This is a genomic window from Arthrobacter sp. LjRoot14 (assembly GCF_964253905.1).
Classification (GTDB): Bacteria; Actinomycetota; Actinomycetes; order Actinomycetales; family Micrococcaceae; genus Arthrobacter.
The window spans coordinates 129,873-148,005 of the sequence record NZ_CAXURL020000001.1; the positions used below are offsets into that span (position 1 = coordinate 129,873).

An 18,133-nucleotide genomic window follows, 5' to 3' on the forward strand; every position below is an offset into this window, starting at 1 on the left:
CAGATGTCCCGCCACGATTCCCCGAACCTGCACGTCACCAGCGAGTCCTTCCGGGACGGCCAGATCCTGCCGCCCGCCCAGCGCAGCGGCAAGATGCGCGCCGGCGGCAACGATGAATCGCCGCAGTTGAGCTGGAGCGGTGCGCCGGCCGGAACCAAGGGCTATGCGGTCACGGTGTTCGATCCCGATGCCCCGGGCCGTGGCGGCTTCTGGCACTGGGCCGTGCTGGACCTCCCCGCGGGCGCTACGTCCTTGCCCGCCGGTGCGGGCGCCGAGGGCGGCCGGCTCCTTCCGGCCGGTGCGCTGCAGTTGAAGAACGACGGCGGCTTCCACGGCTACCTGGGGGCCGCGCCGCCGCCCGGACACGGTCCGCACCGCTACATCGCCACCGTCTACGCCCTCGACGTGGAGCACCTGGGCCTGGAAGCCGGGTTCAGCCCGGCCAAGCTGGAAGCCAAGCTGGCCGGGCACGTGCTGGCCCGCGGAACGCTCACCGGCATCTTCGAGCGCTGAGCTCGCCGCCGCGCCCGCCGGGCGTCAGGCCCGGGCCTGGATCCTGGGCCGCCGCCACTGGCGGGCCAACGTAGACTGACAGTATGCGGCTGGTAGCAAGTGACATTGACGGAACGATCCTCGGGCATGACGGCAAAATCAGCCACCGGACCATCCGCGCCTTCCACGCGTGCCGTGACGCCGGCGTCGAACTGGTGTTCGTGACCGGACGTCCGCCCCGCTGGCTGCACCCCCTGGAGGACCAGTTGGGGCATGCGGGAACGGTGATCTGCTCGAACGGCGCAGTGGTGTGGGACCTCGAGGCAGGCCGCCTGGTGTCCGCACGTTCGCTTGCCCTGGACGCCGTGTTCGAAGCACGCCGCATCATCAAGCAGCTGCGGCCGTCCGCCCTGTTCGCCGCGGAAACCCTCACCGGCTTCCACCTGGAACCGGGCTTCATCGAAAACGACTCCAGCGAAATCCTGTCCGAGTTCACCCCCGCTCCGCTGGCCAGCACCCTCACTGCGGACGACGCCGTAGTGAAGTTCCTGGCAATTGTCCGTGAAGGCACCGCAGACGACTTCCTCGCCGAAGTGTCACCCGCGGTGGCGCACCTCGCTTCGGCCACCCACTCGGCACCCACCGTGGCCATGCTGGAGCTCGCTTTGCCGGGCGTCAACAAAGCCGTGACGCTGGCCGAATACGCCGCCACCCTGGGCATTGAGGCCGCTGATGTGGTGGCCTTCGGGGACATGCCCAACGACATCGAGATGCTGCGCTGGGCCGGCGACGGCTATGCAATGGCCAGCGGCCACCCCGAGGCCATCCGGGCAGCGGGGCAGCAGGCGCCCCATTTCGACGACGACGGCGTGGCCCAGATTCTCGAAGCCAAGCTTGCCGGACTTGGCGTGAAACCCGTCTAGGCAGGCGCCTGGAATGACGGACTCCCAGCCCTTCTTCGCCGCCGGAAGCGCCTCCGCGCGGATTGCCATGGCGCACCGCGGTTTCTCTCCGGACGGGCTGGAAAATTCGATGTCGGCGTTCCGCGCCGCCGTCGAACTCGGCTACCGGTACCTGGAAATGGACGTTCACACCACCGCCGACGGCGTGCTCCTGGTGTTTCACGACCCCTCGCTGGACCGCGTCACTGACGGGCAGGGCCGCATCGCCCGGCTCCCTGCCGGGATCGTTGCCCGGGCACGGATCGGCGGCGTGGAGCCCATCCCGCTCTTCGAGGAGATGGTCCGGGCCTTCCCCGACGTGCGGCTAAACCTTGATGTCAAGGATTGGAACTCGGTGCCGGGCCTTGCCGCCGCGATTGAGAGGTACGGCGTTCACGACCAGGTACTGATTGCGAGCTTCTCCGACCGCCGGCGCCGGGCTGTCGTCAAACAGTTGAGCCGGCCGGTCGCGGCGTCGGCCGGTATGGTTTCCAACGCCCTGTTCACGATGTTGGGCCCGGTGCTTCCGGCACCGGTCATCCGTCGGCTCCTGCGCGGCGTCCACGCGCTTCAGGTGCCGGTCAGCTACGGCGGCGTCCGGGTGGTGACGCCGGCCTTTGTCCGCCGCGCCCACCGGCACGGTCTCCAGGTCCATGTCTGGACCATCAACGACCCCGAGGAGATGCACCGGCTCCTGGACCTTGGTGTTGACGGCATCGTCACCGACCGGGCAGATCTCCTCAAACAGGTGCTCCAGGACCGGGGGCAGTGGGACTAGCTGTCGTGGCGTGACGCCCGCTGTGCGTCCAGCACTGCTGCAAACTCGTCCGCAGGGACCGGCCGGCCGAAGTAATATCCCTGCGCGCTGACACAGCCGATGCTGGCAAGATGCTGTGCCTGTTCCGCGTTTTCCACGCCTTCCCAGACCGCCTCGAGGCCGCACGCCCGGATCAGCTGGAGGATTGCCGCTATCAGCGCTGGCTGGGCCGGGTCCGTCCCCAGGTCCTTCAGGAGGGAGCGGTCCACTTTGACCTTGTCCACGGGAAGCTTGCGCAGGTAGCTGATGGAGGAGTAGCCCGTGCCGAAGTCGTCGATTTCCAGCCCCACACCCAGCTTCCGCAGGCTGTTCAGGGAGTACCGGTCCAGTTCATTGCCGCTGACGATGGCACCTTCCGTCAGCTCGAGGACCAGCAGTTCCGGGTTGAGCTCCGCCTCGCTGAGGGCATCCCGGACCTCTTCGATGAACTCCAGGCGCTGCAGGTCCGTGGGGGAGATGTTAATGCGCATGGAGAATTCGTCGCCCGCACGGCCCTCTGCCCGCCAGTCCCTCAACTGCCGTACGGCGGCGCGTAGGACCCACCCGCCCAGCTCGGAAATGAGTCCGGCGTCTTCCGCCAACGGAATGAATTCGTCCGGCATCACCATCCCCCGGGACGGGTGCTTCCAGCGGACCAAGGCTTCCGCGCCTTCGATCCGCCCTGTTGCCAGGTCCACCACGGGCTGGTAAAAAAGCACCAGCTCCGAGCCGGAAATGGCCGTCCGCAGGTCCTCAATGAGCTGGCTGCGCAGCTGGCGGGCGTGCAGCATTGCCGGTTCGAACACCTTGAGCCGGTTGCGGCCCCCGGCCTTGGACGCGTACATGGCCACATCAGCCTCGATGAGCAGCTGTTCCGCGCTCTGGCCGTTTCCACCGATGCACAGCCCCATGCTGGCACCGCACTGGACAGCGTCGTTCTCGAGCTCCACCTGGCCGTCCAGGGAGGCGAGGATGCGGTTGCCCACGCCAGCGGCGCGGGCCAGGGTGGTGGCGGGCATCAGAACGGCGAATTCGTCTCCGCCCAGGCGGGCCACTGTGTCTGTTTCGCGGACTGAGCCTTTGATGCGCTCCCCGACGGCGGCCAGGACCTGGTCGCCGGCAGCGTGGCCAAGGGTGTCGTTGATGCCCTTGAAAGCGTCAAGGTCCAGCAGGAGGAGTGCCGGCGGCAGGCCGCCCTGCCCGGCCTCCGCCAGTGCGTCGTTAATGGCACTGACCAGGGCGGCACGGTTCGCCAGGCCCGTGAGCGAGTCTGTGAGTGCCATCTTCTGCATTTCGAGATGCGCCTCGTTGAGCAGCCGGGTGCGCAGTTCCACCCGCTGTTCCAGCTCCTGGTACATAATCTGCAGATCCTCGGCGAGGAGGTTGGTTCCCATGATGACGGCATCCAGTTCGTCCCTGGCGGGGGACACTTCAATCCTGGAGTGCAGCTCTCCTGCGGCGAGGCGGACGATTCCGTCCAGCAGCTTGCCCAGGCGCGGATCGCCTTCAGTGAACATGGGCGTTTTCCTTCAACCACTTGAGTGCATCAATTTCGGAGGTGAAGTAGCTCGCCGGCCCGGACTTGAAGTCACCGCCAAGGATGAAATGGGCCAGGATACGGTCCACGGGGGTCCGGCCCAGCAGCGCCCACGCGGCCACGGTGCTCACGTTGCTGAAGACGGCCCTAGCTGCCCGGCTTACAGACGCAACGTCCGTCACATCCATCAGCACGACCAACGGGGAGCCCGACGGGGGCGCCTGGAGGCCGGCAGCCAGCAACTGTGCCGAGTGTTCGTCCAAGTGCTCGTCCCGGGGAAGCACGATCCGGACAATCTGCTCATGCATCAATCCAAGCGGCTTAGACATCAATCCCCCGAACATATGAGAGGAGCCGTTTGGCCTCCCGCAGCCCACCGAAACTCCGGTGAGGCCTTGCGACTAAACTACACCGTCCATCCGGGTCCGGAGAGCGTTAGCGTACATCAGCCGCAAACGCGCGGACCTGGGCGCTCCGTTCCGAGGCGGCGGCATTGTCGAACAGCTCGGCGGCATCCGCCAGCCGCTGCAGCGCCTCGTCGCGCTCACCGTTGGCAAGGAGTGATCTTCCCAGCAGGAAAGAGGCTTCTCCTGCCGTTTGGGTGGCCAAAATTCCGGCTTCGGTGCAGAGCGGCCTGAGCATGTTGATGGCGGTGGCCATGTCGCCGGTCAGGAAATTCCAGTGCGCGCGGGCGAAGGACATTTCGAGGAGGTCGCGATCGCTGCCGCCGACGACTTCAGTTGCGAGTTCAGCCCGTTCGATGCAGCGAAGCGTCGCGGGTCCGGTGAGTTCAGCCTCAAGGCGCATCACCGCTGACGCGCGGTTGAACCGGGCCCAGAGGTCCACGTCCTTCGACGGCGAAAGGCTCTCTGCGGCCATGTCGTGGTACCGCCCGCCGTCCGTGACCCTGCCGGTGAGGAACGCGACGTTTCCGATCACCCAATAGGCCTTGCCTGCGGTGTCCTCGTCCACAAGCTCCGTCAGCAGGCCCTCCAGAAGGAGGCACTGATCCCACGCCTCATCCAGTCGGCGGCTCTCGGCCAGGGCGGCGATGAGTGCGCGCTGTGCTTCCACATGGAGGTACACGTACTCGGCGTTGCCAGCCACAAGGTTGGCGGCTGTTGCGGCGGATGACACGGCGTCAGGGAGCCGGCCAAGTCCTTGCTGTGCCACAGCCAGCAACGTGTAGGCCCGGGCGGCCAGCAGGGCGTGATCCGCTGACATTGGGGATTCGGCGAGGGACTTGGCCACGTCCAAGCACTCGGAGATTGAGCCCTCGTCACGGAGGCACTCTGCCTTGAGGTAGATCATGTTCCACCAGCCGGAAAAATCCCTGGACTCCAAAGCCAGGGCGGCGGCGGCCGCGGCCTGCGCTTTCGCAGCGGCATAATCGCGGTTTTTGGCACTTTCGCGGGCCTGCAGCTCGGCAACTACGTAGGGAGTCAAATTCCGGGGATACGGCATTTGCCAATTATCCACCCTGACTGCCCTGGCCGCAGTCCGGTCCCGGCAATTACTTTCGTATTACGTGGCTTTTATGTTGATGATCTGACCGTATAATGACGCTCGTAATGCATGATCGAACCTAATTGATTGAAAGGACCAACGGATGAAGAAGATTGCCGCAACATTCTTGCTCACCGGCGTTCTGGCTGTCGCTGGATTTGCAGCACCCGCCAACGCCGCTCCTAAGTCGGACACAACTGTCAGCAGCTCCAGCAAGACGACGACCACCCAGTCCTCCATCGGTTGGTGGCCCAACTAGTTCGGCAAGAAAGACTGCCCCCGGATTTTATCTCCGGGGGCAGTTTCGTTTAAAGTGCGGCTACGCGTTACGGGCCGGAAACGGGCAGTTGAACAGTGATGGTGGTACCCGCGCCGAGCTCGGAGCTGACCGCCAAAAACCCCCGGTGCGACTTTACGATGTCGTGTGCAATGGCGAGTCCCAGGCCGCTGCCCGGCACGGCAGTGGATGTTGCGTTGGAGGCACGGAAAAACCGGGTAAAAAGATGCGGGATTTCTTCTTCCGGGATTCCTACCCCCGTGTCGCGGACATGAACATTTACGCCCGGCTCACCGTCCGTCATTGCCTCAAAGCGGCAACTGACAACAATCCTGCCTCCGCGTGGCGTGAATTTGATGGCATTTGAAACAAGGTTGGTAAACACCTGCTCCAGCTGGACTTCATCGGCAATTATCGCCGGGTCGCCGTCACACAGCTCCAAGGAGATGGAAACGTCCCCCAGTTCTGCCAGCGGACGCAGCGCAACCGTGACGATCTGCAGGGTGTGCCCCAGACTCACCGGGCCCAGGTGCAGGTTGGCGCCGTCGTAGTCCTGGCGGGAAACAGTGAGCATATCTTCGATCAGGCGGCGGAGCCGCTCGGAGTTCCTGACAATGATGTCCAGCATCCGGGTCACTTCCGCGGGCACCGGACCCCCCACACCGTCCTGGATCATGTCCAGGTAGGCGGAGATGGATGTCAGCGGCGTCCGGAGCTCATGGTTGACAGTGGCCAGGAAGTCGGTCTTCGCCTGGTCAAGCTGCCGCAGCTGCTTGACCACCTGTTGCTGGGCGCTCATCAAATGGCTTTGGATGAGCCCGTAGGCCACGTTGCCGGCGACGTGCTGGATCAGGGAGATTTCGGTGCGTGTCCAGACCCGCGGCTCGTCCAACTGCGCAATCCAGATGACGCCCAGCGATGACTTTCCCTCGCCCACGGGAACGAATGCGGACGCCCACGGGCCCATATCTTCAGACCAGGCCGCCAGGTCCTGGTCCTCAGGGGACCATTCGTGGACATGGTGGTCTTCCACCGCAAGAACTTCGGCCTCCGACCACAGCCGGTCCGCAACGCGGTGGGCGGAGGACTCCTGCAGCCCCAGTCCCTCCGGGACCGGGGCGAGGCCGGGGCGGTGCCACTCGGCGGCTATCCGGGGCACACGGTCGTCGTCGAACGTGGTGAACAGTACGCGGTCGGCACCGAACGTCTCCCCGAATCCCGTCACCAGGCAATCCGAAATCAGGCGTGGATCGTGAGTGGCGCGGATGGCGGAGGACACCAAGCGAAGCTTTTCGCGCAACCGCTCAGCACTTTGCCGGGCATCGGAGCGCTGTGCCGCACGGCTGATCAGGACGTCCGCCCGGTGGACCAGCTCGTCCGGCGCGGCCGGCTTTGCGATGTAGTCCGCCATGCCCAGCGTCCGCAGGCTGTCCGCTGCGGATTCGTCTGCGAGGTCGACGAGGAGCAGCAGCGGCGCGTCCACCGGCGCGTCCGCCGGCGGGACCCCAAAGGAATGGTCCGCGACGATGATGCTGGGCATGTGCCGTTCCAGGAGGCCGGTCAGGATTTCGTGGCTAGAGGCCGTGGAGACCTCGAACCCCGCGGCTGCCAGGACCCCGGCCGTGGCGGACCGGCGCCCGCTGTCCGGATCCGCCACGATGGCCGTGCGTGGTACGAGTGATTTCTCCGCCGTCTGAATTACCACACTGCCCCCTTCGGTCCCCGGTTGAGTACATTGTAGGGTGACATCAGTGGCACGCATTCCGTGCCGGCGACACCTGGCGGGAGGAAGGGCGGATATGTCCGGAGACGGCGAGGTGGGCACGGAAGCGGAATTGACGCTTGGGACCGACGGATTACTCCGGCTGACGTGGCCGCGGGCTGCCGTGATCACGGCCCGGGACGCGGAGCGCGCCATGCTCAGGGTGAACCAACTCTGCGGCAACGACCGGCATCCCATGCTGGTCGACATGGCCACGACCGCCGACGTGTCCCGCGGCGCCCGCGCAGTGTTCGGCCGTCCGTGCCAGGCGTCCCGGATAGCCCTGCTGGGGTCCTCGCCGGTCGACAGGGTCCTGGCCAATTTCTTCCTGGGCATCAACTCGGTGCCGTGCCCCACCAAGTTCTTCACGTCTGAGCGGGACGCACTGACCTGGCTTGCCCTGACGTGACCCGTGGCGCTTTCTCCGGACGTCACCACCGGTGCCCTTATATTGGGACCATGCTCGCCGCCCTGAAAAAGTATCTGCTGGTCCCCAAGCTGGTTCGCTTATCCGCAGGCGCACCGCGGGACCACCATGTTGCCTGGGACCGGTTCTGGTCCAATGTCAAAGCCACGGGAGCCACCGGCGACGTGCTCTGGGATTCCGGCAGCGACCACGAAATGCGCGGTTATGTGGACAGGCTGCGACAGCATCTGGACCCCGGGCTGCCGGTTGTGGACATCGGGTGCGGCAACGGCAGCTTCACCCGGCAGCTGGCCGGGCATTTCCCCCATGCTGTGGGGGTCGACGTTTCCGCGCATGCAGTCCGGCGTGCCCGGGCCGAGTCTGCCGGGCTGGCGAACGTTTCCTACGCCGTCGCTGACATGACGGCGTCCGGGGCGGGGAGCGGACTGCTGGAGGAGCTTGCCCTGCCGGGGGCGGAAGGCCCGGCAGGTGGCGGAGCGAATGTATTCATCCGTGGCGTGCTGCACGTCCTGGGCGAACGTGACCGGATCGCGCTGGCCGAAAATGCCCGCGCCATCACGGGCGCGAACGGCCGCGTCTTCCTGGCCGAAACTGACTTCCGGGGAAACGCCATCGACTACGTATCGCACCTCGGCGCAACGCTCCGGTCCATTCCTGCGCCGCTTGAAGGCGCCATTCGCGGGCTTCCGATGCCGGGACGATTCGGCCCGAAGGAGCGGAGCCTGGCGTTCCCGGCCAGCCGCTGGGAGCTGATCGAGGAGGGTCCCACGACGATCGAGACGATGCCGTTGTCCAACCCCGCGCGGTCCGACCTCATCCCCGGGTACTTTGCGGTGCTGGAGGCGCGGAACTAAGGCATGATGCTTCCTGATGGCCGGATACAGCTAATTGTCCAGAGCCCGGTCGGGACGCCTCAGGTGCCAAGTTCCATCATCAGGGCGGGCAGCTCATCGGCAAGTTCCCGGGCCAGGTACCCGAGGCTTCCGAACCTGCTCGCCAGCCTGTCGCCCGCGGCGGCGTGGAGGTGGGTGCCCCAGCACGTTGCCTGGGCATTCGATGTTCCGCGGGCGCGAAGGCCTGCGATCGCGCCGGCCAGGATGTCCCCGCTGCCGGACGTGCCCAGGCCGCCATAGCCGGTGGTGATTTCCCACAGCTGGACATCCCCGGTTCCGGGGGCGTCCCCCGGGCTCCCGTCCTTGTTTCCGCCCTGGCCCGCGTCCGGCGCCGCGATGACCCCCTGGCAACTCACCACGGCACCGTAACGCCCGGCAATTTCCGCAACGTCCCGGTGCAGGTCCCCGACCTCCCGCCCCAGCAGGATTCCGGCTTCGGTGATATTCGGGGTCAGGATGAGCCGCCCGGACCACGGTCCGAGCTCGTCAACGAGCCCCGGAAGGCACCCCAAAGCGTAGGCGTCGAGGATCACCGCCGGCTTGTTGGCGGGGCCGGAGTTCAGTTTCAGCAGCTCCCTCAGGAGCGACTCCGCTTCGTCCATGTCGTCCAGTCCCGGTCCCGCCAGGACGGCCGCGGCTTTCTCCAGTTCTTCGGCCAGGACCGATACCCCGGAACCCTCGACGGCGCCGTCGTCCGTTTCAGCGAGGCCCACCACCCCCGCTTCCGGCAGGGCCACCGCGACCTGCACCGCAGTGGAACCGGCAACTGCCAGGGTCAGCCGGCCTGCGCCGGCGCGCAGGGCCGCCGTGCCCGCCAGAAGCGCTGCGCCGGGAGTCTTCCGGGCTCCGCCGATGACCAGCACGGATCCGCGGTCGTCCTTGCCCGATCCGCCGCCCGGAAGCGGCCAGTCGCGCAGCAGGGTGGGAGTGACCGGCTGCGCCGCCGGCTTGCTATGCGGGGTGGACATTGGCATCTCCCGCATGTTCGGTCACCGGCACGCCTTCGCTGACCAGGTGGTCGGCCATGTTGAAGCTCTCGAGGATCCACGGCCCGGATTCATCCGGCCGCACGAACCGGGTGAGGGAGGCGTTGAGAATGGTGGATGTCGCGGCAATATCGAGGAGTTCCGGTTCGGTGAGCCCTTCCAGGATGTAGCGGAACAGCAGGATCAGGGCGTCATGGCACACGAGCATGATCCGGCCGCCGCCCGGTTGCCGTTCAAGATCGGCCAGCAGGGAGCGGAGCCGGAGCACGACGTCGGCCCAGGACTCGCCGCCGGGCGGCCGGTAGTAGAACTTTCCCAGCCAGCGCCTCCGCGCCGCTTCCTCTGGCAGCCGGGCTTCCACGCCCGCGGAGGTCAGCATGTCCAGGATGCCCAGTTCCCTGTCGCGGAGCCGTTCGTCGATGAGGACACCTGCGGGCCAGCCGCCGGTTTTCACGGCAAGCTCGGCCGTCTGCCGGGCGCGGACGTAGGGCGACGACCACACTCCGGCGGGCCGCTGCTCCTCCGGAAAGTCAGCGAACAGCCTGCCCAGGGCCAGGGCCTGGTCTCGTCCGGTAGCGGAAAGCTCCACATCGGCATCCCGTGCCGGAACGTCGATGACGTGGGCTCCGGCCTGTCTGGCCATCGTCGCGGCCACGTTCCCTGCGCTCTCGCCGTGGCGCACCAGCACCAGCTCGGTCAGTCCCGTTCCCGCGGGACCTCTTCCTAAAGAATTCCGGTCATCGGATTGCGGCATTGCTACCCCCTTGGTCCGGGCCCGTTTCCCGGGCCGCGTTCGCGCCCTCGTTGGCTGCGTATAGCTCAGGAAGGCCCACGTTACTACTGCCCGTGACTCCTTGTCGCGGTAATCACGGAAGGCTAGGCTGGCCACCCATCAGCCTGCACGTCTCCGCAATCCCCGGAGGCGGCCCCCGACGGACGGACCAAACATGAGCACCTACCACCCGGAGAACGACCCCTCGAATCCGGACCGGCCCGGCAGCGCCGACGCGGCGTCGGGGCGGCCGGACACTGACGCGACGGAAGAAAAAGACCGGGCATCCAAGGACGCCGCGGCCACCGCGAACCCCGACCCGCTGGAAGGCAACATCACCGGCCTGGAGCCCGGCGGCGGTGTTCCGCCCGGGGAAACGCCGCCCGCGGAAGACTCCATGAGCGGGGACCAGGGGCACGGGGAATAGCTGAATCCTGACCGCGGAGGTCTATTCTCGACGGATGAAGGGTGCCGTAACCACAGGCGTTGAAGCCGGAGGCCTCCGCGGACGGATGTACGCTTCGCGTGCCACTTCAGGGCTCCGGCCGGGAGCTGCCGCGGAGGCCCCCACCATTGTCCTCATCCACGGAATTGGCGTCTCCCACCGCTACCTGGTGCGACTGCACCGGGTCCTGGCCGGGGTGGCGGACACTATTTCGATCGACCTTCCGGGCTTCGGCTCCACACCGCGCCCGGAACGCCAGCTCAGGGTGGCGGACCAGGCAGCCTTTATCCATGATGTGCTGGACCAGGCCGGGGTGGGGCTGCGGGTCCTGGTGGGTCACTCCATGGGGGCGCAGTTCGTCCTGGAAGCAGCCTTGCAGCGGCCGGAACAGGTGCCGCACGTGGTGCTGATGGGACCCGTGGTGGACGTCCGCCGCCGCACGCTGCCCCGCCAGATCATGGCGCTGACCAAGGACGCGCTCCTCCACGAAACCCCCGGTTCGAACGCCTTGGTGTTCAGCGACTACCTGCGTTGCGGGCCGCTGTGGTACCTCAAACAGCTGCGGGTCATGATGAACTACCGGACCGAGGAGCGGATCCGCGGGCTGACCATGCCTGTGTTGATTCTTCGCGGAGCTTCCGACCCCATCGCAACCGGCGAGTGGTGCCGCATCCTTGCCCGCCGTGCACCGGCGGGGACGCTGGTGGAGGTTCCCGGCTGCGGTCACGTCGTCCAGCACACCGGCACGGCCCAGGTGGCCGAAGCGATCACCGGCTTTACCGGCCTCCCCGGTGCCGGTGCCCCGGAGCAGACCTTGAACCGCCAGTAGGCAGGCCCTTCCCGGCGGTCTCGTAGCGGCGGCTTGGTTACACGGGAGGCAAGCGCTTTCCGATGGATGCTGGCAGGATAGACACATGCGCATTCTCATTGCTCCGGACAAGTTCAAAGGGTCACTCACCGCCGCCGAGGCGGCCAGTGCCATCGCCGAGGGGGCGCTGCGCGTCTACCCGGATGCGGTCGCTACGCAGTTTCCGGTGGCCGACGGCGGGGAAGGCACCCTGGAAGCTGCCGTCGCCGCCGGGTACGAGGAACGCCTGAACGCCGTCGTCGGCCCCATTCTTGCGCCCATCGGCGCCGCCTGGGCGCTGCGAAAGGATGCGTTCGGCGGTGCAACCGCAGTGATTGAGACCGCCCAGGCATCGGGACTGGCGCACATGGAACCTACGCCCGCGAATGCGCTGCGCGCCCACAGCTACGGATGCGGCCAGCTGATCGCTGCCGCACTGGACGCCGGAGCCTCCGAAATCGTGCTGGGGGTGGGCGGCTCTGCCATGACCGACGGCGGCAGCGGCGCATTGCGCGCCCTGGGCCTGAAACCGCTGGACGCGGCCGGAAACGTGGTCCCCCTGGGCGGCGGATCCCTCGTGGACGTTGTGGACGTGGATGTGTCCGGCTTGGACCCCCGGCTGGCGTCCGCGAAGTTCCGGATCGCAGTGGATGTCCAGAACCCGCTGTTCGGAAGCGACGGAGCGGCCCACGTCTTCGGCCCGCAGAAGGGGGCCGACGCGGACGCCGTGGAGCTGCTGGACGCCGGGCTCCGCAACTGGGCTTCCGTTCTGCGCCAGGCCACGGGACGCGACGTCAACGTTCCCGGAGCCGGCGCGGCCGGCGGGTTCCCGGCGTCGTTCCTTGCCTTCAGCGGAGCCACCCTCGAAGGCGGCTTCGCCCTGGTGGCGGGCCTGACCGGCCTTGCCGGCCAGCTGGCTGAGGCTGACCTGGTGATCACCGGTGAAGGGTCTATGGACTCGCAGTCGTTGACCGGCAAGGCCCCGATTGCCTTGGCGGACGCAGCACGTGAGCGGGGCATCCCGGTCATTGTGGTGGCGGGCCGCATCCTGGTCACCCCGGAGGACCTTGCGGAGCACGGCGTGGTGGCCGCGGCGCAGCTGCTGGACGTCGCAGCCAGCCCGGAAGACGCCGTCGCCAACGCCGCGAAGTACCTCACCTGGGCCACCAGCCAGGTCCTCGAAGGGGCCTGACGCGGCCCCTCAGGATTGCAGCTAGGCCCCGGTCTCGTAGTGCGGTTCCGCCACAGGTTTGGACTCGGGGGAGCCCCGTTCGCGCAGGTAGACGGAAGCCCCGACCAGGACGGCAACGGCCAGGAATTCGCTCTGCCAGTTCTGGAATGACTCAAACCAGAACCGGCTGGTGGCAAGGTAGCCGAGGAGCGTCACGCCCGGCTGTCCGTGGCTTTGCTGCTCCTGGCTGTATTCCTCGCTGCCCCCGATGGCATGGAGGGTGAAGGATGCGAGGAACAGCAGCAGGAACATGATCGACAGTGAGTGTTCGTACAACTTGAGCACCACACCTCCGCGGCGCACCGGCCATGGCGTGGCGGCCTTCACCGTTGCATCCCGCGGATCCTGGTCCTGCGGCGCGGTGCGGCCCATCGGTTTGGATTCCGAGGAGCCCTTCTGGAAGAGGAACACCGTCAGGATGACATACATGCCCATCTGCAGGAATTCCGATTCCCAGTTCTCGAAGGTCGCTTCCAGGAATGCGCCGGTGGCGAGGTAGCCCGCAATTCCCACCGCAGGCTGTCCGTGCGCAAGCTGGTCTTCGCTGTAGTCGCTGGCCCCGCTGACGATCATGCCGCCGAAAAACAGTGCGAACAGTCCGATGTTGGCCAGCATCAGCCCGTGTTCCTTAACCCACTTCTTCATGGCGCCTCCCGGAGAGTTTGATTGAATTCTGGCGCAGGCCCGCCACGGTCATTCCGGCTAGACCTTCGATGCCCGTTTGAGGAGCCAGTTCGGCACGAGGACAAGCAGCAGGACCATGGCGGCGAGCAGCCCTCCGCCCGCAAGGAATCCGGCATCCCGCCCGGCGGTCACATCGAACACGAGTGACGCCGTTCCTGCGCTGAGGAGTGCGACGCCGGCCAGCGCCACTTTTGCTATTCGGTCCGCACTCGAAACGAGCGTCTTCTTGAGCTGCTTGCGGAAGAGCCTGCGGTGCACGCTGACCGGGAGGAGGATGACGGCGGTGGTCAGTGCGGCAAGGATCACGTTGGCCAGGTAGAGCCCCACCTGGTAGTCGTCCAGTGTCTTGAACCGCTCCTGGAAAGGAATGGTCAGGAGGAAACCGGCGAGGATCTGCACCCCTGTCTGCAGTACCCGGAGTTCCTGGATCAGCTCTCCCCAGTTGCGGTCCATCTGTTGATTAACGGATTCGTTCCTGCCGTCGCCAACCACCGCGTCGGGTTCTGACATGGGCTCACCTCCGGGCCTGGCACGCCGCCGCGCGCAACTAACTCTCAACTTAGGCTTGAAGCCTGCGTCAGGCAATACTCCGCCTGCAGGGCAATACTAAGTTTGCTGACTAATTTGTCCAAAACGGTGGACTTGCCCTGTTTGCTGGGATAGTTTCGAAGGGCCGGTCACGGACCGGAACCAGCACGAAACCGAGACGCTAGCGAGGTGGACTATGACGGACAACAAGCAGGACCACCAGCCGCGGGACCCCCGGACGGGTTACCACGAGGGGCCGTTCCCGGAGCAGGTCCAGGAGCAGCCCGGGCTCACGGCGCCCATGGAGCCGCAGCCGGACCACGGCGAGGAAAGCTACGAGGGAAGCAGTGCGCTCACCGGCAAGGCGGCGCTCATCACCGGCGGGGATTCCGGGATCGGCAGGGCCGTGGCCATTGCATTCGCCCGCGAAGGGGCCGACGTCGCCATTTCCTACCTTCCCGAAGAAGAAGCCGATGCCCAGGACACGGCGGCGTGGATCCGCAAGGCCGGGCAACGGGCCCTCCTGCTGCCGGGCGACGGCCGAAGCGAAGAGTTCAGCACCCGGATCGTAGCGGATACCCTGGCGGAGTTCGGCAGGCTGGACGTCGTGGTGTTGAACGCGGCCTACCAAAAGAACCGCGACAGCTTCGAGACGCTTCCCACCGAGGAATTCGACCGCGTCTTCAAGACGAACCTGTATTCCCTGCTCTGGACTGCCAGGGCGGCAGTGCCCCACCTCAAGGCGGGCGCATCCATCATCACCACCGCCTCCATCCAGGCCTTCAATCCGTCGCCGGGCCTCATCGACTACGCCATGACGAAAGGCGCCCAGGTTGCGTTCACCAAGGCCCTGGCCCAGGAGCTTGGCCCCAAGGGCATCCGGGTCAACGCCGTTGCACCCGGTCCCATCTGGACGCCGCTGATTCCCGCCACTGAATGGCCGGAAAAGCTGCCGACGTTCGGCCAGGACACTCCCTTGGGACGGGCTGGACAGCCCGCGGAGCTCGCCGCAGCCTACGTCCTGCTGGCCTCCGACCACGGCTCCTATATCTCCGGGGCCGTACTTCCAGTGACCGGCGGCAAGGGCCTCTAGCGTTTGCCGCACACTTTCCATACAGGCCCGACTACCCAGGAGGAACGACATGACACAGGAGAACCAGGGCACGCCCATCGAGGAAGAAGGCGGCTACGGCACGCCCACAGTCGAGCAGGAAATGGGCGGTGCGGACACGAAGAAGTTCGCCCAGCCGCGTGAGGAAGAGGCCTTCGACGCGGCCGGCCTGAGCCAGGACAGCCCCGACGGCGAAACCTACCCCGCCGGGGCCCCTGACCTCAGCCAGTTCGGCGCCGAGGACCAGGACAGTGCAGGAGAACCCGGAGCGGGACGCTTCGGAGGAACGGAGGACCAGATGAACGCAGAGAACGAAAGCGCAGACCCCGGCTTTGAGCCGGAGAACACAGAGCCGGAGAACACAGCGCCGGAGAACACGGGGCAGTCTGCCGAAGGCGACGCAGCGGTGCCGTCCGCGGAGGCCGAGATGGATGAGTCCAACACGGAGGACCCCGACGCCGGGCGGCCGTTCTCCTCGGAACCGAAGCAGGACGCGGCCGGGATCCCTGACGGCAGCGGCACTGACCTGCCGGACAGCAAGGCTCCCAAGGACCGGGACGACGATAGTTTCGACGCCGGGTAATTCGGCTCCGGATGAACTGCCCGTGCGGGCGGCTGCTGATGCGGCCGCCCGCATGCGTTTAAGGGAGTTAGGGGCGCTTTTTCGGCGTCCGCTTGGAGGCGGCGTTGATTGCGGCTTTGACTGCCGGGGGCAGCCCGGCCTGTTCGGTTTCCGGTTCCGCGACGCTGCCGCGGGCCTTCGCGATCGCCTTCATGCCGTGGTAGATCACCAGCGCGGCGGCGGAGCCCAGCGCGATGCCGGTGAACGTCAGTTCGCCGATGGTCCAGGTGTAGTTGGCGATGCCGATAATCAGGGCCACCGCTGCAGTGGTCAGGTTGACCGGGTTGGAGAAGTTGACCTTGTTCTGGACCCAGATCTTGACGCCCAGGATGCCGATCATGCCGTACAGCATGGTGGCGGCCCCGCCCAGCACGCCCGGGGGAACTGTAGCGATCAGTTCGCCGAATTTGGGGGAGAAGCTCAGGATGATCGCGAAGATGCCGGCCACCCAGTAGGCCGCCGTCGAATAGACCTTCGTGGCGGCCATGACGCCGATGTTTTCCGCGTAGGTGGTGGTTCCGGAGCCGCCGCCGAAGCCCGCCAGAACCGTGGCGGCGCCATCCGCCATCAGGGCGCGGCCGGAGACGCCGTCGAGGTTCTGGCCGGTCATGGCGGACACGGATTTCACGTGGCCGATGTTCTCGGCAACCAGCACCAGCACCACGGGCACAAAGAGGCCCACCACGCCAAGGTGGAATTCGGGAGTCTGGAAGTGCGGCAGCCCCACCCACGCGGCGGCGTCCATTTTGGCGTAGTCCACCTCGCCGCGGATCATGGCCACCACGTAGCCCACCACCACGCCCACCAGGATGCTGAGCCGCCCCAGGATGCCCTTGAACAGCACGCTGACCAGGATGATGGTGGCGAGGGTGATCGCCGCGGTGACGGGGGCGGCGTCGAAGTTGTTTTTCGCGGCCGGCGCCAGGTTCAACCCGATCAGGGCCACAATGGCACCGGTGACGATGGGCGGCATCAGGCGGTTGATCCAGCCGGCCCCGAATTTCTGGACCACGGCGCCGATGACGGCCAGCCCGGCGCCGGCGAGCACCACGCCGCCCAGTGCGCCGGGAATCCCGAACTGCTGCTGGGAGGCCATGATCGGGGCAATGAAGGCAAAGCTTGATCCGAGGTAGCTGGGCACCTTGCCCTGCGTGATCACCAGGAAGAGCAGGGTTCCGATGCCGGAGAAGAACAGTGTGGTCGCAGGCGGCATGCCGGTGATGATGGGCACCAGGAACGTGGCGCCGAACATGGCCACCACATGCTGCATTCCCACCCCGATGGTGAGGGGCCAGGTGAGCCGTTCACCGGGGGCTACCACCTCACCGGGCCGGACCGACTTTCCGTTGCCGTGAAGCTTCCATTTGGTACCAAGCATGCTCATGGCCGGGAGCCTTTCAAAGAAATTTATGTCGGGAGCGGGGAAGGAATCTTCCGGAGCAACATTACCGCGCGGGCCGTGCGGTCCGCCGCTGTGGGAAACGTCACGCGCGGCCACGGGAAGAGGAATGATTCGCTTGAAGTTGCAACTATGGATAGCAGAACCGCCGGCCGCCTCCGGGTGCGCGGGCCCAGCGAAAGGCATGCAGATGACAATTGCCCATGAAGAAGCAGTGATCGACGCAGCGGCAGTGGACGCGATCTTCGCCGAAGCCCGTACGGCCAACGCCTTCACCGGCGAGGTCACGGACGAGCAGGCCCGCGCCATCTACGAGCTGACCAAGTTCGGCCCCACGGCTTTCAATTCCCAGCCGCTGCGCGTGACGTATGTTCGCTCCGACGAGGCCCGCGCGCAGTTGGTGGACACGCTGTCCAACGGCAACAAGGCCAAGACGGCGTCCGCCCCGCTTGTTGCCGTACTCAGCTACGACACCGCCTGGCAGGATCAGTGGGACAACTTCCTTCCCGGCTACAACGCGCCCAAGGCCATGTACGACGCCGCACCGGAGCTCGCGGCAAGCACGGGAAACAACAACGCCCACCTGCAGGCCGGCTACTTCATCCTGGCCGTCCGGTCGCTCGGTTTCGCGGCGGGCCCAATGACGGGTGCTGATTTCTCCGCCATTGACGCGGCGTTCTTCCCCGCCGGGGACCAGAAGAGCTTCCTGGTGGTCAACATCGGCCAGCCCGGTCCCGACGCCTGGGGTGCCGCAAAGCCCAAGTTCGCTTACGAAGATGTGGTCCGCACCGTCTAGGTCCGCGCCAGCTCTCCGGAGCCACTTCCGATTTTAGTCAAAACCGCCCTCTGGCGACTGTGCCCGCCCTCCCGCGGGGGC

General features: G+C 66.3%; 21 protein-coding genes. 12 read left to right on the top strand and 9 right to left on the bottom strand.

Going from position 1 to position 18,133, the window contains the following annotated elements:
- Window positions 1–3: 3 nt before the first annotated feature.
- From ACSQ12_RS00660 to ACSQ12_RS00670, 3 genes are all read left to right on the top strand, one after another.
- Window positions 4–513 carry a YbhB/YbcL family Raf kinase inhibitor-like protein gene (locus tag ACSQ12_RS00660; protein ID WP_436063927.1) on the top strand — a complete coding sequence of 170 codons (510 nt, stop codon included), beginning with the start codon at window positions 4–6 and terminating at the stop codon, window positions 511–513.
- 83 nt (window positions 514–596) lie between these two features.
- The gene (locus tag ACSQ12_RS00665; RefSeq protein WP_436063928.1) at window positions 597–1,415 is read left to right on the top strand and encodes an HAD family hydrolase; all 819 of its coding nucleotides are present in this window, start codon (window positions 597–599) and stop codon (window positions 1,413–1,415) included.
- A gap of 13 nt (window positions 1,416–1,428) precedes the next feature.
- Window positions 1,429–2,211, top strand: a complete 783-nt coding sequence (locus ACSQ12_RS00670) for a glycerophosphodiester phosphodiesterase (RefSeq protein ID WP_436063929.1) — start codon at window positions 1,429–1,431, stop codon at window positions 2,209–2,211.
- Here ACSQ12_RS00670 and ACSQ12_RS00675 read toward each other — a convergent pair.
- From ACSQ12_RS00675 to ACSQ12_RS00685, 3 genes are all read right to left on the bottom strand, one after another.
- Window positions 2,208–3,746, bottom strand: coding sequence for a putative bifunctional diguanylate cyclase/phosphodiesterase (locus ACSQ12_RS00675; RefSeq protein ID WP_436063930.1), 1,539 nt, complete (start codon window positions 3,744–3,746; stop codon window positions 2,208–2,210). The genes ACSQ12_RS00670 and ACSQ12_RS00675 overlap by 4 nt on opposite strands.
- Window positions 3,736–4,074, bottom strand: a complete 339-nt coding sequence (locus tag ACSQ12_RS00680; RefSeq protein ID WP_436063931.1) for a DUF7793 family protein — start codon at window positions 4,072–4,074, stop codon at window positions 3,736–3,738. Before ACSQ12_RS00680 ends, ACSQ12_RS00675 begins: the two co-directional genes overlap by 11 nt.
- A 127-nt stretch (window positions 4,075–4,201) precedes the next feature.
- Window positions 4,202–5,230, bottom strand: a complete 1,029-nt coding sequence (locus ACSQ12_RS00685) for a hypothetical protein (RefSeq protein ID WP_436063932.1) — start codon at window positions 5,228–5,230, stop codon at window positions 4,202–4,204.
- A 145-nt stretch (window positions 5,231–5,375) separates the two neighbouring features.
- Between ACSQ12_RS00685 and ACSQ12_RS00690 the strand changes: the two genes are divergently transcribed.
- Window positions 5,376–5,531 (top strand): hypothetical protein, encoded by a 156-nt coding sequence (locus ACSQ12_RS00690; RefSeq protein ID WP_209741713.1) that lies wholly within the window; start codon window positions 5,376–5,378, stop codon window positions 5,529–5,531.
- A 67-nt stretch (window positions 5,532–5,598) separates the two neighbouring features.
- Here the strand turns inward: ACSQ12_RS00690 and ACSQ12_RS00695 are convergent, their stop codons facing one another.
- The gene (locus ACSQ12_RS00695; protein ID WP_436063933.1) at window positions 5,599–7,311 is read right to left on the bottom strand and encodes an ATP-binding protein; all 1,713 of its coding nucleotides are present in this window, start codon (window positions 7,309–7,311) and stop codon (window positions 5,599–5,601) included.
- A 37-nt stretch (window positions 7,312–7,348) separates the two neighbouring features.
- Between ACSQ12_RS00695 and ACSQ12_RS00700 the strand changes: the two genes are divergently transcribed.
- Both ACSQ12_RS00700 and ACSQ12_RS00705 read left to right on the top strand, forming a co-directional pair.
- Window positions 7,349–7,720 (top strand): DUF7793 family protein, encoded by a 372-nt coding sequence (locus ACSQ12_RS00700; protein WP_436063934.1) that lies wholly within the window; start codon window positions 7,349–7,351, stop codon window positions 7,718–7,720.
- 50 nt (window positions 7,721–7,770) lie between these two features.
- Window positions 7,771–8,592 carry a class I SAM-dependent methyltransferase gene (locus ACSQ12_RS00705; RefSeq protein WP_436063935.1) on the top strand — a complete coding sequence of 274 codons (822 nt, stop codon included), beginning with the start codon at window positions 7,771–7,773 and terminating at the stop codon, window positions 8,590–8,592.
- 59 nt (window positions 8,593–8,651) lie between these two features.
- Here the strand turns inward: ACSQ12_RS00705 and ACSQ12_RS00710 are convergent, their stop codons facing one another.
- Both ACSQ12_RS00710 and ACSQ12_RS00715 read right to left on the bottom strand, forming a co-directional pair.
- Window positions 8,652–9,599: an ADP-dependent NAD(P)H-hydrate dehydratase gene (locus ACSQ12_RS00710; RefSeq protein WP_436063936.1), complete on the bottom strand. Its 948-nt coding sequence runs from the start codon at window positions 9,597–9,599 to the stop codon at window positions 8,652–8,654.
- Window positions 9,583–10,371, bottom strand: coding sequence for a histidine phosphatase family protein (locus ACSQ12_RS00715; protein ID WP_209741708.1), 789 nt, complete (start codon window positions 10,369–10,371; stop codon window positions 9,583–9,585). Before ACSQ12_RS00715 ends, ACSQ12_RS00710 begins: the two co-directional genes overlap by 17 nt.
- Window positions 10,372–10,564: 193 nt before the next feature.
- Here ACSQ12_RS00715 and ACSQ12_RS00720 point away from each other — a divergent pair, with 193 nt between their 5' ends.
- From ACSQ12_RS00720 to ACSQ12_RS00730, 3 genes are all read left to right on the top strand, one after another.
- Window positions 10,565–10,816, top strand: a complete 252-nt coding sequence (locus ACSQ12_RS00720) for a DUF6480 family protein (protein ID WP_436063937.1) — start codon at window positions 10,565–10,567, stop codon at window positions 10,814–10,816.
- A 34-nt stretch (window positions 10,817–10,850) separates the two neighbouring features.
- On the top strand, window positions 10,851–11,663 hold the full coding sequence (locus ACSQ12_RS00725; protein WP_436063938.1) for an alpha/beta fold hydrolase: 813 nt from the start codon (window positions 10,851–10,853) through the stop codon (window positions 11,661–11,663).
- An 85-nt stretch (window positions 11,664–11,748) separates the two neighbouring features.
- Complete coding sequence (locus tag ACSQ12_RS00730) at window positions 11,749–12,873, top strand: glycerate kinase (protein ID WP_436063939.1); 1,125 nt, start codon at window positions 11,749–11,751, stop codon at window positions 12,871–12,873.
- 21 nt (window positions 12,874–12,894) lie between these two features.
- Here the strand turns inward: ACSQ12_RS00730 and ACSQ12_RS00735 are convergent, their stop codons facing one another.
- Both ACSQ12_RS00735 and ACSQ12_RS00740 read right to left on the bottom strand, forming a co-directional pair.
- Complete coding sequence (locus ACSQ12_RS00735; protein WP_436063940.1) at window positions 12,895–13,557, bottom strand: DUF6766 family protein; 663 nt, start codon at window positions 13,555–13,557, stop codon at window positions 12,895–12,897.
- Window positions 13,558–13,614: 57 nt separating this feature from the next.
- The gene (locus tag ACSQ12_RS00740) at window positions 13,615–14,106 is read right to left on the bottom strand and encodes a DUF6328 family protein (protein WP_436063941.1); all 492 of its coding nucleotides are present in this window, start codon (window positions 14,104–14,106) and stop codon (window positions 13,615–13,617) included.
- A 214-nt stretch (window positions 14,107–14,320) separates the two neighbouring features.
- On the opposite strand from ACSQ12_RS00740, the gene ACSQ12_RS00745 reads away from it, so the two are divergent.
- Together ACSQ12_RS00745 and ACSQ12_RS00750 are read left to right on the top strand one after the other, a co-directional pair.
- Complete coding sequence (locus ACSQ12_RS00745) at window positions 14,321–15,217, top strand: SDR family oxidoreductase (RefSeq protein WP_209741702.1); 897 nt, start codon at window positions 14,321–14,323, stop codon at window positions 15,215–15,217.
- Between the two features lie 49 nt (window positions 15,218–15,266).
- Window positions 15,267–15,818, top strand: coding sequence for a hypothetical protein (locus tag ACSQ12_RS00750; RefSeq protein WP_436063942.1), 552 nt, complete (start codon window positions 15,267–15,269; stop codon window positions 15,816–15,818).
- 67 nt (window positions 15,819–15,885) lie between these two features.
- On the opposite strand, the gene ACSQ12_RS00755 is transcribed toward ACSQ12_RS00750, so the two are convergent.
- Window positions 15,886–17,241 carry a uracil-xanthine permease family protein gene (locus ACSQ12_RS00755; protein ID WP_209741700.1) on the bottom strand — a complete coding sequence of 452 codons (1,356 nt, stop codon included), beginning with the start codon at window positions 17,239–17,241 and terminating at the stop codon, window positions 15,886–15,888.
- Window positions 17,242–17,446: 205 nt separating this feature from the next.
- Between ACSQ12_RS00755 and ACSQ12_RS00760 the strand changes: the two genes are divergently transcribed.
- The gene (locus tag ACSQ12_RS00760) at window positions 17,447–18,052 is read left to right on the top strand and encodes a malonic semialdehyde reductase (RefSeq protein ID WP_209741699.1); all 606 of its coding nucleotides are present in this window, start codon (window positions 17,447–17,449) and stop codon (window positions 18,050–18,052) included.
- The last annotated feature ends 81 nt before the right edge of the window (window positions 18,053–18,133 follow it).